Source organism: Rhizobium mongolense subsp. loessense (genome assembly GCF_900099775.1).
Taxonomy (GTDB): domain Bacteria; phylum Pseudomonadota; class Alphaproteobacteria; order Rhizobiales; family Rhizobiaceae; genus Rhizobium; species Rhizobium loessense.
Genome location: NZ_FMTM01000004.1, coordinates 386,818 through 402,688 on the forward strand (window position 1 = coordinate 386,818; position 15,871 = coordinate 402,688).

The 15,871-nt window shown below is 59.6% G+C and carries 11 protein-coding genes and 1 pseudogene; 6 read left to right on the top strand and 6 right to left on the bottom strand.

Annotation, left to right across the window (positions count from 1 at the left end):
• The first annotated feature begins 471 nt into the window (after window positions 1-471).
• The 4 genes and pseudogenes from BLP23_RS16890 to BLP23_RS35320 form a co-directional block, all read left to right on the top strand.
• Entirely contained in the window at window positions 472-2,586 is a 2,115-nt protein-coding gene (locus BLP23_RS16890) for a caspase family protein (protein WP_167363913.1), read from the top strand.
• Window positions 2,583-3,851, top strand: a complete 1,269-nt coding sequence (locus BLP23_RS16895) for a peptidoglycan-binding domain-containing protein (RefSeq protein WP_092585967.1) — start codon at window positions 2,583-2,585, stop codon at window positions 3,849-3,851. The genes BLP23_RS16890 and BLP23_RS16895 overlap by 4 nt, the downstream gene beginning before the upstream one ends.
• Before the next feature lie 372 nt (window positions 3,852-4,223).
• A complete protein-coding gene (locus tag BLP23_RS16900; protein ID WP_233426735.1) occupies window positions 4,224-5,792 on the top strand; it encodes a caspase family protein in 1,569 nt (522 codons plus the stop codon).
• Between the two features lie 40 nt (window positions 5,793-5,832).
• Window positions 5,833-6,693 (top strand): annotated as a pseudogene (locus tag BLP23_RS35320) (DDE-type integrase/transposase/recombinase); the annotation flags it as partial.
• Window positions 6,694-7,052: 359 nt separating this feature from the next.
• Here BLP23_RS35320 and BLP23_RS16910 read toward each other — a convergent pair.
• The 6 genes from BLP23_RS16910 to BLP23_RS16935 form a co-directional block, all read right to left on the bottom strand.
• Window positions 7,053-8,081, bottom strand: coding sequence for a glycoside hydrolase family 25 protein (locus tag BLP23_RS16910; RefSeq protein ID WP_092585969.1), 1,029 nt, complete (start codon window positions 8,079-8,081; stop codon window positions 7,053-7,055).
• Window positions 8,082-8,239: 158 nt separating this feature from the next.
• Window positions 8,240-9,418, bottom strand: coding sequence for a M20 aminoacylase family protein (locus tag BLP23_RS16915; RefSeq protein ID WP_092585970.1), 1,179 nt, complete (start codon window positions 9,416-9,418; stop codon window positions 8,240-8,242).
• 87 nt (window positions 9,419-9,505) lie between these two features.
• Window positions 9,506-10,285: an amino acid ABC transporter ATP-binding protein gene (locus BLP23_RS16920; RefSeq protein ID WP_092585972.1), complete on the bottom strand. Its 780-nt coding sequence runs from the start codon at window positions 10,283-10,285 to the stop codon at window positions 9,506-9,508.
• Window positions 10,282-11,247, bottom strand: a complete 966-nt coding sequence (locus BLP23_RS16925) for an amino acid ABC transporter permease (protein ID WP_092585973.1) — start codon at window positions 11,245-11,247, stop codon at window positions 10,282-10,284. Before BLP23_RS16925 ends, BLP23_RS16920 begins: the two co-directional genes overlap by 4 nt.
• Window positions 11,244-12,134, bottom strand: coding sequence for an ABC transporter substrate-binding protein (locus BLP23_RS16930; protein WP_092585975.1), 891 nt, complete (start codon window positions 12,132-12,134; stop codon window positions 11,244-11,246). The genes BLP23_RS16925 and BLP23_RS16930 overlap by 4 nt, the downstream gene beginning before the upstream one ends.
• A gap of 36 nt (window positions 12,135-12,170) precedes the next feature.
• The gene (locus tag BLP23_RS16935; RefSeq protein WP_092585976.1) at window positions 12,171-13,160 is read right to left on the bottom strand and encodes a substrate-binding domain-containing protein; all 990 of its coding nucleotides are present in this window, start codon (window positions 13,158-13,160) and stop codon (window positions 12,171-12,173) included.
• Between the two features lie 103 nt (window positions 13,161-13,263).
• Between BLP23_RS16935 and BLP23_RS16940 the strand changes: the two genes are divergently transcribed.
• Both BLP23_RS16940 and BLP23_RS16945 read left to right on the top strand, forming a co-directional pair.
• Complete coding sequence (locus BLP23_RS16940; protein ID WP_092585978.1) at window positions 13,264-14,592, top strand: aminotransferase-like domain-containing protein; 1,329 nt, start codon at window positions 13,264-13,266, stop codon at window positions 14,590-14,592.
• Window positions 14,593-14,776: 184 nt separating this feature from the next.
• Window positions 14,777-15,856 (top strand): calcium:cation antiporter, encoded by a 1,080-nt coding sequence (locus BLP23_RS16945; RefSeq protein ID WP_092585980.1) that lies wholly within the window; start codon window positions 14,777-14,779, stop codon window positions 15,854-15,856.
• Window positions 15,857-15,871 lie beyond the last annotated feature (15 nt).

The following is a 15,871-nucleotide window of genomic DNA, read 5'->3' on the forward strand; positions in this document are numbered from 1 at the left end:
ATGGTCGAACGGCCAGACCAAAGGGCAGATCACCGCGCCAGATGTATAGCCGTGGGAAGATTGACCCCTGCAGGCTGCGTTATCGGCGCGGGATGAAATCCATCACCATCAAAACTGCGTCAGAGCCCATATTCCCTGCCTCTTCCCTTGCGCCACCGCCTTCCAATACGTCTTTCTCGCTGAGCGATCTCTCCTGGGAAGGCCCGCGGACAACGCCGATGTTCGATCGCCACCAGACAGGAGCAACATGAGCGTATCGGACAGCAGCGACCTTCGATTACTGATCAACGCCAAAGCAAACATATTCTTCATGGTCAAATACAAAGTACTGGTCGTTGCAATTTTGCCAAGTCGTCTAATAACGTTAAGTTGCAATAGAGCCTCTCCTGATATATATTTGCATGGGGATAAGGTTTGTCCGTGCGACTGTCGGGGGATGCCATGATAGGGGGGCGCAAGAGACGCGGCATCGTGACGATCGTGCTTGTGTTCGCAGCGGTCGCCATTCTAACAAGTCCGAGGCAGGCTCTGGCATTTGAGAACTGCTCGCTTGCCCCTGCCGAGCTCGTGGACGGACAGCTACGGCTTGCACTGCTTATCGGCGTTGGAACGTATCTCGATCCCAATATTAGCGAGCTCGACGGGCCGACCAACGACGTGAACAGGTTTCGCGAACTTCTCCTCAGCGGCTACCGCTTTCCCGACGAGAATATCTGCGTCTTAACCGACGAGCATGCCACCCATGCCGCCGTGGAGGAAGCTTTCCAGAAGGTGCTGCTCGACCGCATCGCCAGCAAGAACGACGTCGTCTTGATCTATTTCGCCGGCCACGGTTCGCAGACCGAAGACCACAACAGTGACGAAGCGGACGGCAGGGATGAAACGATCATTCTACACGATTCAAGGACGGAAGGCCGGGGCGACTTTATCGACGACCACATGAACGAGTGGCTGAAACGACTCGACGAAAAGACCCCCAATATAACCCTGATGCTCGACTCCTGTAATTCCGGAAGCGCCGCGAGGGGCCGGGGTGAGTTTAAGAAACGCTGGGTTGAACCGATGGCTGGCGGTTCGGTGAGCGTAAGGGGCGGCGATGCGACCGACTGGACGCCGGCTTTGTTTTCCGGCCTGAACGTCCTTTCAGCCGCCACCGACGGCACAGTGGCGATGGAGCAGGACGGCACAGGGCTATTTACACAGGCACTTCTCGACATTCTTTCCGACTCGCCACGGTTGACCTATGCGCAGGTCGCCAAACGCATTCCGCCTCTGTTGCGGGCTGCGGGAACACCGCAGATCGCCTATGTGCAGGGCAATATGGAGAGTTTTGTGTTCCAGAACACTAGCCGGAAGGCTCCGATTTCCTGGAGTGTCCGATCGGTATTGCTTGGCAGCGGGTCCAATCCGGTGCGGGTCGAAATGGCTGGGCCGCCGCTGCCTGGAATCGGTCCCAACGCAGAACTTCGAATTTTTGACGGGGCGAAAGATGGCGACGATCTCTTTGACGTGACGAAGGCCAAGGGACTCGCAGTGGTGGAGGCATCCACTGGGTTCAACGCTACTGCAACGGTTGCACAGCCATCAGGCGCACCTCCACTCACCGAGGGCGACGTCGCTGTTTTAATACGTCCATCCGACGATTACGATGCTTTGACCTTCAGCCTCAAGCCTGAGGGGGAAGCCGGCGGTATTCCCGCGAACCTTGCCGAGACGCTCCGGAAGGAGATTTTGTCCAACAAAGAGATGGAAGGCTTAGTGACGCTTTCCGATGACGGGGAACTTGAGGCCAATCTCAATCAAAATGGCGCGCTCGTTCTGAGCGGTCCCGCGAATGATGTCCGTAACGTCATACCCCCTGCGACGCCTGAAAGGCAGGCGGCCCTGTTGACTGGGATACTCACGTCGCATGCGCGCCAGCGCATCTTCCTGCGTTTGAAAGGCGAGGGCGGCAACGACTTCACGGACCAAGAAACGCTAAAGGTACAGATCATTCCGGAGACCACACAAACAACTTGCGCCGCTGGCGCCTGGGTGCAAGCCCCACCCAACTCGGAGCAGTTCATACCGGAATGCTACGAGACCCACATTAGAGTAACTGTCGACGCTCGGTCGCCCTATCCGCTCCTCGTCGGAGGACTCGTGATGTCGTCCGACGGCAGCATAATTGGCTTTCCGAGCGATGGACGATTGGAGCTCGTTCCTCCCGGCTCCACCCACGATTTTCGCGCTCGAAACGAACGACTGGTCGCTATCAGTCCCTACGACGTACAGGATCAGATCATGGTTTTTGGCACGCAAGAGAAGAATCCGGTCAGATGGGGTGATCTGACGCTTACGGTTCGACGGGCTCTGGGTGGGACCGTTGGCACGCTGCATCGGACTCTCGACCGTTACCTAAGCGGAAAAAGAGGTCAGATGTCCGCCGTCGATGGGGACGACACCACGTGGACCATGACTAGCATTCCGATCCGCGTCAGTCAGCGTCCGGGAGGCTCGCCTGGCGGGCCGGAGGCCTGCAAGCCGCAGATCTGCGAAGCGCCCACGCAACCTATTACCGGGCTAGGGGAGGAATCTAGGCCATGAGCAAGAACGAAAGCGCGGACCTAAAACTATCGCGCAGAAAAGTGCTTGCTGGCAGTGTAATTGCCGCAGGATCGTTCGTTTGCCCGTTCAGCGTCGATCTGGATTTCGGCGCGGCGGCAGGTGAGGTGCCTGATGCTGGCGAGCCACTTTCGGGCGTGGAAATCACTGAAGTGCTGAAGGAGGAAGGCGAACCGGGGTTCGTTCCCCGTGCCATCATCTCGAACTTCTGGTTCCAACAATCGTCAAGCGAACGGCCTTCCCCGCACTGGCCTTCTGACGACGTCTCCTATGATTATCGCCCGCTTGCCGAATTTGCCGCCTCCGGCGCGGAATTCGACCTATCGGGCGATGTCCTTCGGGTCCTCGCCGAACGCAATGCGTTCGACTTAGGCGAGGCCCCCGTCATTCTTTTCGGGCTGCGTGGATGCACGGTTTCGTCCGGCAAAGACTATTCGCCACCAGCGGCCAAGCACGCTGTCGTCACTACACGGCCGGACCACCTTAACATGAGATGCTTGATTGGCGTTTGGGACCGGTCAGGGGGTAACCTCTCTTTATGCCGCGGATCGACTGTGCCGAACGTGGATCTGATGGATGCTTATGTGCGCGGGGCACTCGGCTGCAACATGCTTCCTACCGGCTTGCATCATTACAAGGTAGGTCCGCATCGGGGCAATAAACAACCCGGTGCGTTTCGTCAGCAACAATCCTTATGGATACTGCGCTCGCCGAAGAACCTCAGCTATGCTGCCAACGACCGCAACGAAATCTGGGACGATCTAGACGGTGATCTGCCTTTCGATAACATTCACGCGGCAATCCTCAACTACCGAACTGAGCCACCGTTTTTCTCGTCTGCGGGTTGTCAGGTTGTCGCCGGCCGTTATAAGAATGGTGTACCCGTGGGAGCTTGGGCGAATTTTCGTCAGGATGCAGGCCTTGTCCATCCGCCCGTCGTCCGTGACGGAAGCCGGGGTGCGACAGCTGATGACGGTAAGGCCTTTACCTATTTTGTCCTAACTGGGGACGAGGCGTCGCTTGTCTCCTCCCATCCAGATTCCGAGTTTAGAGCGCTCCGATACGGCTCGTCCGGGCCTGCGGTGGTGGCTCTGCAGGAAAAGCTGGGAATGACACCCGACCGAATCGACGGGATTTTCCTTCGCGGGACTCTTGGGCGCTACCTGTCCTGGCAAAAGGAGAATGGTGAAGCGGCAACTGGGATCGTCACGAAGACCGAAGCGGAGCGGCTTGGAGTTTTGCTCTGAGCGAACTTGGACGAAGATGTGCGCTTGAGTGGTCAACGCACGAACTGCCCGAATCCAGAGCTTGTGCCGAGGATAAGCCCTTGGAGATGAATCCCTATCGTCAGGTTTCGTCTATCGCAACTGCAGCGCTGTTGTAGCTAACTCCGAAGTAGAATGCACCATCCAGGCCCAATCCCCTTTGGCAATTGAATGGAAACGAGCCGTGCGTGTTAATCCAATAATCCGGCCTGCGGTCGGTTCCGGCGAAATGGACAAGCAGTGGCCAGATTGACACAACCGGCAATGGGTAGCAACCTTCAGGTTGGTGCGGATGTCCGGCGTGGCGGTAGGCAACTTTAAGGGGCATGGACGATCATGCCGGGGGGGTATGACATGCAATGCCTTCGCATCACCCTGACGATCTTACTAATGCTGATGTGCACGCAGGCGTTTGCTGAAAAGCGCGTGGCGCTGATTATCGGCAATTCTGCCTATCAGCATGTGCCGAAGTTGCCGAATCCGGACAACGACGCCGCCGACATGGCGGCCAAACTGCAGGATCTCGGTTTCGATGTCGTCGTCGGCAGCGACCTCGATCTTCCCGGCGTCAGGCGCACAATCCGCGAATTCGTCGGTAAGCTTGATGGTGCCGACATGGCACTGTTCTACTATGCCGGCCACGGCCTCCAGGTGAATGACGAAAACTATATCGCGCCCGTCGATGCGCAACTTCTTTCCTATAGCGATCTGGAATTCGAGGCGGTGCCGATGAACCTGATTCTGTCCGCTATGGAGCGCACGACGCCAGTCAATCTGGTGTTCCTCGATGCCTGCCGCGACAATCCGCTGGCGGTCAATCTAGCGCGGTCCATGGGAACGCGCTCTGTCTCAGTCGGCCGCGGGCTTGCCAAGGTTGGAAGCGGCATCGGCTCTCTCATCGCCTTTGCCACCCAGCCCGGCAATGTCGCGCTCGATGGAACGGGCCGTAATTCTCCCTTTACCGCAGCATTATTGCGCCACCTCGGCAAGCCCGGACGGGATATTACCCGCGAATTGATCGACGTTCGCCGCGACGTGCTAGATGCGACAAATGGCAGACAGGTGCCTTGGGATAGTTCCTCGCTCACCGGCGAGGTGGTGCTGAAGCCGCTGGCAAAGCTAGAGCCGACGGCGGCCGATACCAGCACGAACGACAATACCGCAGAGCTTGCCTTCTGGGACACGACAAAGGCATCGACCGACCGGGACCTGTTTGACGCCTATCTGCAGCAATATCCGAACGGTGTCTTCGCCTCACTGGCGAAGGCGAAAATCCTTATCATCGAACGGGCAGCAGCCCGACAGGCGGCCGCTAATGTGGAGGGCGCTGCAAACGCAACCCTGCAGCCCGCACAAGCTGGCGCTCTGCCAGCCGCCGAGGAGCAGTTGGCAGCACTAACACCCCCGAGCACAGACGGTACCATCCCCGATGCCGGAAGGCCGGAGCGAGAACTGGTGCGCTCGATCCAGAAGGAACTGAACCGCGTCGGCTGCCGTGCGGGCAACGAGGACGGGCTCTGGGGCGCCGGCAGTCGCCGGGCGCTGGAGCAGTTCGCCAAACGCAGCAAGATCGAGCTTGCGGCGCTCAATCCTTCAGCCGGGGTGCTTGAGCGGTTGCGCACGCAGAAGGCGCGCATCTGTCCGCTCGTCTGCGACCAGAACCATCAGGAGAGAAACGGCCGCTGTGTCGAGATCAAGTCGCCGGCGAAACGCACGCTGCAAAACGCGATCGCTCCGCCGGCCGCGGCCCCAGATAAGGCCTTCCGCGCCTGCCCGGCCGATGCTCACGCGGCTGCCCGTGAGACCTTCTCGCGTGGCACGGGACGTGGCCGGACTGTCAGAATCGCCACGCATTCCTGCGGCCGCGGCTTTATCTGCCGCCGTGCGGCGCGCGGCATGCGCTGGGACTGCAATTGGCGCTAAGCATAACTCCAAAGGGTAATTGGTTTATGAAAGACCTTTTGGGAAAGAAGTGGTGACGCCCGCAGCAAAGCGGAGAGCTGTCGCGCATCTGATGAACCAACATCGGATGAGCGAACGGCGGACGTGTAAAGCCATCGGGTTTTGCCGAATGACGATCCGTTGCGAAACCAACACCGGCGACGATCAAGGAACCACAAGAAGCTCTTCCGGCTCTATCGGGAGGAGAAGCTGACCGTGCGCAAGCGCGGCGGCCGCAAGCGAGCGATAGGCACACGAGCACCGACGCTGATTGCGATGGCTGTCAATGACCGTTGGTCGTTGGACTTCGTGTCGGATCAACTCACCGATGGCCGCAGGGTCCGGGTTCTGACGGTCGTCGACGATTGCATCAGAGAATGCTTGGGACTCGTCGCCGATACATCGCTTTCCGGTCCGCGTGTCGCCCGTGAACTTGACCGGATCATCGAGGAGCGCGGCAAACCCAGGATGATCGTCAGTGGCAACGGCAGCGAGTTCACCAGCAACGCGAACTCTTGAATGAAACCCTCTGCTCGTCACCGGCTCATGTTTGGTCAGCGCTTTCAAGCTTGGCAAAGCGATTACAACGATCACCGAACCGCATTCGAGCCTCGGCTGGCTGACACCGGTCGAGTTCAGACCATCAATCCGCGACGTGATGCGGTGCTGCGCAACCGAAAATGGCTCCGCACCGCAGCCCGCCACTACCGCCATAAATGAAGCAACCAAAAACCGCTGGAGCGAACTCAAAACTCGAAAAACTTGGAGGCAAGGTCAGCGCCCATTCTTGTCGGGCAGATGGTCGAGATGGTCTGTCAGGGTCACTGCCGCGTCGAAGCCTTCGGTTGGAATCTCATCCATCGTAGCGGCTCGTGTCCCGTGACCGGAGGGCCTTGTTCGTAATACCGTTTCCGTTGGCGTATACCTAGCAGACACGACGCTAGGCCTGCGTTCCGGCGTCCGTTGGGGTTGTTTCTTGCGTGCTGACGTCAAAGTCTCTGGACATCACCCTAACGGATTGCCGGAAGCCATACGCCTTCGCGCCGATGTCGACGAAGAAATACTGGCCGTGGCCGAGAAGCTGTTCACCACCTTAGCGCCAGGGACGATTAGGCGACGGGCGACTGTACGCTCTGGTCCCACATCAGCCGATTCAGTCGGCTTTTCCAGTATTGCGGTTAGATAAGCGCCTTGGAGTTGACAAGCAGCACGCTGAGTAAAAGCTAGCTGGCTTACCCGGTGCTACCGGGACGCCACCCAGTTGTGCCAATCGGCTTCATCACCGTGGAAGACGTTTAGGTCGATCCGGCCATCGACGCCATGCGACAGGCCGGAGCCCGAATACTGCCAGAAAACCCACTTGCGTTTCGGGTATACCTTGGACGGGTGAGCAGCGACCGAACGCAGCCAGAAGGGATAGTCGAGGAACGCGCCCTGCAGATTGTCGCGATAAAAGTCCGGTGCAGTGTAGATGATCGGACGCTGGCCGTAGTGCCGCTCGAGCTTGTCCATGAAAACCTGCATTTTTTCGAGCACCCGCTCGCGCGAAGGCCGTCTCTTGCAGCTCGATTCACCGTTCCACTCGACGTCGATCACCGGCGGAAGAGCACCCGCTTCCTTCGGAACGTTGCGGATGAACCAGTCGGCCTGTTCGCCGGCCGTACGGCACCAGTAGAAGAAGTGATAGGCGCCGCGCTTCAAGCCGGCCTCCTTGGCTCGGCGCCAGTTCTTCTTGAACATCGGATCGAGATGATCGCCGCCGTCCGTGGCCTTGATATAGGCGAAGTTCGCCCCCTGCCTTCTGAGCCTTTCCCAATCGATCTCCGCCTGCCAGCGCGAAACGTCGACACCGTGCACCGCAAGCTTTCTCGGCGAAATGGCCCCGAAATTGATTGGCTTGGCGTCGCGGAACCCGTAGCTGTAAATCTGCGAGCGCGTCTGCGGGGCTGCCCTCGTTTCAGGCTTGTCCGGAGCGAGCATGGCAATCGGCCGTTCTGACGGGATGGGCGCGCCAACGGTTCTTGAGGCCGGCGCGAACGCCTGCGGCTGCGGCACCGATCCCGCCCAGGCCAACGTTTGCTCAGGTGGGTTGCCCTGCAGGGCAACGTCGCCGACATTGGCGGCAGGGACAGGCACGGTTGATTGGGCAACCGAGCCCGTCGTCTCCTCAGATGGCCGCCCGGCCTGAACGGTCGCAGGACGAGAATTGGCGGCGCAACCGGCCAAAGTCAGGCACGCAAGAAAGATTGCTGTCACATTCGATAGACGCATAAGGACCCGTACGCAAAACAACTGCCGCCGACGCCAATCCCGCGCCGCCGGGACCGGCTGGCGTGAATGGCTAACGGGAAATTACCAAAAAAGACTGAATACAATCTTTATTGCCAAGGTTAACGGCGTGGCATGCTTGCGAGTGCGTCGCGGGAATTCTAGCCTAGGAATTTCTCTGCCAGCCGCGCCCACATGGCGGCACCAACCGTTAGGTTCTCGTCGGCAAAGTTGAATTTCGAGCTGTGCAGGATCTCCGAGTTGAGACCGTTGCCAAGGCGCAGGAAGCAGCCCGGCTTATGCTCGAGAAAATGGGAAAAATCCTCGCTTCCCGGGATCAGCGGGCACGTTAAGACCTGGTCCGGGCCGACCAGCTCCTCCGCAATGGCGCGGGCAAATTCGGTTTCCTTCTCGGAGTTGATGACGACCGGGTGGCCGCGTAGATAGTCGACCTCGGCCCTGGCGCCATAGCCTTCAGCGACGGTCGCGGTGAGTTTGCGAATTCTCGCCTCCAGAGTGTCCCTGATCGCCGGTTCGAAGGAGCGCACACTCAGCAAAAGCGTTGCGATGTCCGGAATGACATTCGAGGCCTCACCGGCATGGATGGAGCCGACGGTAACGACTGCCGTTTGCGTCGGATCGATGCTGCGCGAAACGACCGACTGCAAAGAGACGACGAGATTGCAGGCAATGACGACCGGGTCCACCGTCAGATGCGGCCTGGAGGCATGGCCGCCCTTTCCCTTGATGGTGATTTTTACCGTGTCGGCAGCCGCCATCAATGGACCGGAACGCAAAAGCCAGGTGCCTTCGGGAGCGCCGGGGTGATTGTGCAGCCCGAAAATTGCATCGCACGGAAAGCGTTCGAACAATCCGTCGGCGATCATCGCTTCAGCGCCGCTTGCGGCACCGGCTTCCTCAGCGGGCTGAAAGATCAGGTTGACCATTCCGTCAAAACGGCGGGTGCGGGCCAGATATTCCGCAGCCCCAAGCAGCATCGTCGTGTGGCCGTCGTGACCGCATGCATGCATCTTGCCGGCGGCCCGGCTCGCATAAGGCAGTCCTGTTTCTTCCTGGATCGGAAGGGCATCCATGTCGGCGCGGATCGCAATACTGCGCAGGCTGCTGCCCACCTTGAGACGAGCGACGACACCGTGGCCGCCGACATTGCGAAAAACCTCGTAGCCCCAGGATTCCAGTTTTTCGGCGACGAAGCGTGCCGTCTCGACCTCTTCGAACGACAGTTCCGGATTGGCGTGAAGATGCCGGCGGGTCGCTACAAGCTGTTCTTTGAGCGGCTCGAAGTCGGAGATGCGGGCAAAAGCGTTGTCGCGTGTCATCAGACAGTTCCAATAGCTAGAATGAACGGGATGGTCGCGCCGCGGTCTGGCGGCGCGGGCAGAATGCGGAGCGTACAGATTGCCCGGCTAGATGAAGCGGGCGAGAAAGCTTCTCGTGCGCTGATGCTGCGGATTGCCGAGGACATCTTCGGGCTTGCCGTGTTCGACGACTTTGCCGCCATCCATGAAGATGACCCGGTCGGCCGCTTCGCGCGCAAAACCGATCTCGTGAGTGACGACGATCATGGTCAATCCCTGGCTTGCGAGATCCCGCATGGTGGAAAGGACCTCGCCGACGAGCTCGGGATCGAGTGCGGAGGTCGGCTCGTCGAACAGCATCAGCTTCGGCTTGATCGCCAAAGCCCTTGCGATCGCCACGCGCTGCTGCTGTCCGCCGGAAAGCTGGCGCGGATAACTGCCGGCTTTTTCCGAGAGGCCGACGCGCTCCAGAAGCATCAGCGCATTTTCCGTTGCGGCCTTGCGGCTTTCGCCGTGGATGCCAACCGGCGCTTCGATGATGTTTTCGAGCGCAGTCATGTGTGGATAGAGGTTGAACTGCTGGAAGACCATGCCGATCTTGCGCCGCTGTGCAGCGATTGCATTGTTGGAGAGCTTCTCAAGCCGGCCCTTTCGCAATCGATAACCGATCTGCTCTCCATCGACCATGATTGAGCCCTGATTGATGGACTCCAGATGGTTGATGCAGCGCAGGAAGGTCGATTTGCCCGAGCCGGACGGCCCGAGGATAACCACGACCTCGCCAGGGGCGACATCAAGGTCGATGCCTTTGAGGACTTCAAGCTGGTCGAAGGACTTGTGAACATTGCGTGCATGGACGAGCGGTTCGACGGTTGCAAGGGCATTCAATGGCTCGCCTCCTGTGCGACGACGGGTGAGGGGGTATCGGGTACGATCGGAGTGACTGCATTTCCAGCAGGCGCCCCGGAGCCGGAGCGTCTGTCGCCTCTGCTGTAGTAGCGCTCGATATAGCCCTGGCCGATGTTGAGGATCGAGGTGATCAGCAGGTACCAGACCACGGCGACGAGCAGCATCGGAATGATCTCGAACGTGCGGTTATAGATCGACTGGACTGAATAGAGCAGGTCCGCCATGGCGATCACGCTGACGAGAGAGGTCGCCTTGATCATGCTGATGAGCTGGTTGCCGGTTGGCGGAACGATGGAGCGCATCGCCTGCGGGATAATGATCCTTCGCAGTGCGCGTGCCCGCGTCATGCCGAAGGCTTCTGCGGTTTCCGCCTGGCCCCTGTCGACGGAGAGAAGGCCGCCGCGGATGATCTCGGCCATGTAGGCCGCCTCGTTGAGTGCCAGGCCGACGATTGCCGCCGTCATCGGCGTGATGACGGAATTGGTGTCCCAACTGGCCAATGTCGGTCCGAAAGGCACGGTGATCGAAATCGATGGAAAGAGCGTCGACAGGTTGTACCAGAAGATGAGCTGCACCAGGAGCGGCGTGCCGCGGAAGAACCAGATGTAGAGGCCGGCGAGGGAATGGGCGAGCCGGTCCGTCGACAGCCGCGCAATGGCAAGCAGCAGGCCGAGCGCTATGCCGATCAGCATGGCAACGACGGTCAGTCCGAGGGACACGTAAAGACCGCTGATGACCGTCGGGTCAAAGAAATATTGTGCGACGACCGGCCAGCCGAAATTCTCGTTGTTTGCAACGATCCAGCCAAAATTGGCCGCAATGCCCAGCGTCAGCGTCCAAAGGACCAGGCGATCGATGCGAAACGGCTTGTGCGCGTTGACGACGTCGCGGGGATCCGCACCGCCCGAAGGCGATGCGCTTTTGTGGTTGTTGGCGCTCATTTTGGCAACGTCCCGCCGAGATTGATGCCCGGCTCTTTGATCATGTTGTTCTCAAGACCCCACTTCTTCATGATCGCCGCATAGGTGCCGTTGTACATCAAAACCTTCATGCCGTCGTGCAGCACGGGCCCAAGCGGTGATCCTTTAGGCACGACGGCACCCTGATAGAGATTTTCAAAGCCGTTTTTCTGGCCGACGCCCGTGAGTTCGAGCTGGCCGTTGGACTGCGACACGAAATAGGTGAGGGGAGCCTGGGAGGAGAAGAATGCATCCGAGCGCTTGGACCTGACGGCAAGGATCGAGCTCGGCTGGTCGGTGAAGGACTGAACCTCGATCGCCTCCTTGCCGTCGGTCTTGCACTTTTCGGCCTGGACCTTGATGACCTTCTCCGCCGAACCGCCAGCCATGACGGCAATGCGCTTTCCGCATGCGGTGTCGAGCGAGGTTATCCCGTTCGGATTGCCCTTGTGCACGGCAAAGACGACGAATTCCTGCACCCAGTCGACGAAGTCGTTTGCCTCTTCGCGGCTCTTGAAATCGCCGACAGGACCGAAGGCGAATTGGTAGCGGCCGGAATTGACGCCGGCGAGGAGTGCCGGCAGACCACCGACGGTTGCGTGCTCGATCGTAACGCCGAGCACCTGGCCGAGCGCGTCCGTGAGGTCGGCGCTTGCACCTTCCATCTTCGTTCCGGTGACGATCTCGTAGGGCGGAAAGGAGCCGTTGTTGACCGAGATCATCTTGCCGGCGGTCTTGATCTGCTCGGGAAGCTTTGCCCGCAGTTCCTCGTTGACGGTGAGCTTCGGAAGCGTTGCATCCTCGGCCATGGCCATTCCGGAGAGCAGGACGCTTGCAAGAGCGAAGGAGGTGATGGATTTCAATGGCATTTCTTATTCCCCTTTTTGGTTTGTATGGATAAAGGTTCAGAATTCGGCTGCGGCAAGCTGCGAGCGATTTGAGGACGCCTGCAGCGGAAAGAGCTCTTCCGCCGTGAGTATTCGCGCCAGGATGCCCTGCGCGTGCAGTTCCCGGGCAAAATCGGCAATCATCGCACGGTTGGCATCAAGGCCGCTTTCGTCCCAGTCCGGTGGCAGATCTGCCGCGACCTTCAAGAGCTCATCGAGCATCCACGGCGTGGTATCGGTATATTTGCGGCGCTTGGTCGTCCAGACGCGCTTGGATTCATCGATCAAGGTGCTGAGTTCTTCGAGGAGCCATGGATGTTCCGCCGCCACCGTCGCCTTGACGCCGATGAGATGCATGCCCGGCACGTAGCCGACCTCGTCGAAATACTGGCGTTCGGCACCACGAAAATCTGCAAGCACCTGGCGGAACGGGGAATCTTTATCGAAGAAGCCCTCGGGCATGAAGGGTGTGAAAACCGCATCCAGCCCGCCCTCTTTCAGAAGTTCGACCATCGGCCGCTCGCCGGGGGCCGCCTCGATGCGCCCCGGGCGGCCAAATCCGTCGAGACGATCGGTGACAGGGTGGGCTTGCGTCAACCGGCCGGCAAACCACATCGCATCCTCGACGCCGACACCTTCACGGCGCAAGGCTGCGCGCGTCCAGGTGTTTCCGGAATCGCGCCATCCGGTCACACCGATCCGCTTTCCGGCAAGCTGACTCAGTTGCGTGATCGGGCTCTTTTTCGTCGTGATGATGCAGCGATGGCGAAAGCCGCGCATGATGAAGTTCGGGATGCCGATCACAGTCTCGTCGCCGTCGGCGCGAAGCTGGGTATATCGGCTGAAGGACATTTCCGCCGCGTCGTGGGCATCGTCCTTTCCAATATGGGAGATGAGCGTGCCAACCCTTTCGACCTTCACGTCGAGGCGGGGTGACGAGACCTCTCCCAGCACCAGCGGGGTCATATAGTCCCAGTCGCGCAGGGCCAGTCGTATCGTTACAGTCATGCATTTCGCTCGCAAAGAATGGTCACTAATGGTCGTAAATAAATGTTCAATTTGCTGCGATCAAATGTTATTACGTTATTGAACATTTAATCCCGGTGCAAAAATGAGCGAAACCCGAAATGCCGATTGGTTTGCCGAAAAATTAAGCGACAAGTCCATTCGCGGAATTGCGTTGGAAACCAGCGCCATGATCCGGGCGGGCGCGCTTCCCGTCGGAACCAAGCTGCCTGCGATCCGCGACCTTGCCTTTGCGCTTGGCGTCAGCCCTGCGACGATCTCTGAGGCCTGGAGCGAGCTGCGTCGCCAGAAGATCATCAGCGGGCGCGGCCGCAACGGCACCTGGATCAGCGGTGATCGGTTCGTTGCCAAGCCCGAGAGGCTTGCAAGTTCCGGCAACTACGGCGAGGGCGTACTCGACCTCACGGCGGCGGTCCCGGATGTAAGCCTGCTACCGCCCTTGGCAGAAGCCCTGGGATACGGCGCCTCGGCGGATAACCTCAACAGCTACGAACGCAGCCTGATCCTGCCGGAGCTCGAAGCGGCCGTGCGGCGCGACTGGCCCTACGAGCCGGAGGCCTTTCTTGCAACAAACGGCGGCTACAACGCCGTCTATACGCTCTTGCATGCGTTAGTGATGCCAGGCGCTTCGGTCGCAATCGAGAACCCGACGGCCATGCGCCTTCTCGATATCCTGGAGGATCTGGGCGTGCGCATTCTGCCCGTTCAGTGCGACAAGGACGGTCCCCTGCCGTCGTCGCTCGAAGCGGCCATGAAATATCGCCCCGTCGCTTTTCTGTTTCAGCCGCGGCTTCACTCCGTGACCGGCCAAACCGTCAGCAAGGCGCGCCTGGAAGCTCTGGGAGATATTTTGGCGGGGAGCGACACGCTGATCATCGAAGACGATGGGGTGGCCGACATTTCCGGCGCACCCAAGCATTCCTTGGGAGGGCGCTATCCGGACCGCGTCATTCATATCCTGTCCTATTCGAAGACGCTCGGTCCAGACCTGCGTCTTGCCGTGCTGTCGAGTTCCCGGGCGATCGTGGAGCAGATTCAATCCTATCGGAGCTTCAGCGCCGGCTGGACCAGCCGGATTCTGCAAGCGGCTGCAGCGTGGCTGCTCCGCGATCCCAGAACCGACGAAATCCTTGCCCGCGCGCGCAATATCTATCAGCAGCGCCACGATGATCTGACGAACGCTCTGCGCGAGCGCGGAGTCGAGTTGGATGATGGAGGAGGCCTCTGCGCCTGGATTCCGGTCTCGTCGGAGCCTTTTGCGATGGTCACCTTGGCGGCGAGGGGGATCGCAGTTCACCCCGGCGCAAAGTTCTCGATCCAGCCCAGCAATCATATCAGGGTCGCTACGGGCAATCTTTCGGAACGTAGCAGCGAGGTCGCGGACGGTATAGCGCTGGCCTGCACGACCGGCTGATCCGGGATATTGAACAGGCATTCGAGGATCCAGATAGGATAGTAAGGTTGAAGCCTCAACGGATTGATGAACGCCGGACGCCGAGCGCGGCAGCGCGTTAGAGCCAAATGTCTGCGACGTAAGGTTGCCTATGGAGGCTTTCCATGCGTATGCTTAAACGGCCGAACAATGGGTTTTTACCGTCTTGGCAGCAGAACAAACACCGTGGTGGGCATGGGTTTCGCCTGCAGTAGCATGGGCGATCCTGTTGGTGACGCCGTTTACAGGCAGCGCGGGCCTTGTCGCTGCGGCTGCTGGAGTCGCTCTGATCGCCACCGTCTTTGCCGCGGTATTCCACGCCGAAGTGGTCGCACAGCGGGTCGGCGAGCCCTTCGGCACGCTGGTTCTGGCTGTCGCCGTCACCGTGATCGAAGTAGCGCTGATCGTCTCGGTGATGATTGCAGCTCCGGGAGAAAAGGCGGACCTGGCTCGCGACACCGTATTCGCCGCTGTCATGATCGTGATGAACGGTATCGTCGGCCTGTGCCTGCTTTCCGGGGGCATGCGTCACCACGAACAGGGATTTCAGCTCCAGGGAGCGAGTGCTGCCTTGGCCGTACTGGCCGCGCTCACCGTCCTGACGCTGGTCGTGCCAAACGTCGTCACGCGCGCACCAGGGCCGATGTTCAGCACGCCGCAGCTTGTTTTCGCCGGTGTAGTTTCATTGGTCCTTTACGGGGCATTCATCTTCGTCCAGACCGTGCGGCACCGCGACTACTTCCTGCCGTTTGAAGCCGATAACGAGGATGCGCACGCGCCGGTGCCCTCAAACAGGAAGGCAGCCATGAGCGCAGGCTTGCTGTTCGTCGCGCTCGTGGCGGTGGTGGGCCTTGCGAAAGCTCTGACGCCTTCGCTCGAGGCAGGAGTCGACTGGCTCGGCGTGCCGAAGGCCGTCGTGGGAATCGTCATTGCGGGCGTCGTGTTGCTTCCCGAATGCCTGGCGGCGCTCAGAGCAGCGCAAGCCAACCGACTGCAGACCAGCCTGAACCTGGCGCTGGGATCGGCACTTGCGACAATCGGCCTTACGATCCCCGCCGTCGCGCTCGTCTCGATCGTGCTTGGCGAGCCCCTGGCGCTTGGCCTGGAGGAGAAGGATCAGACTCTGCTGATGCTGACGCTGATCATCAGCGTGATCACATTGGGCACGGGCCGGACCACCGTGCTTCAGGGCATCGTGCACCTCGTCGTTTTTGCAGTATTCTTGTTCTTTGCCGTTTCGCCATAGCCTTCCGGTCGCGAC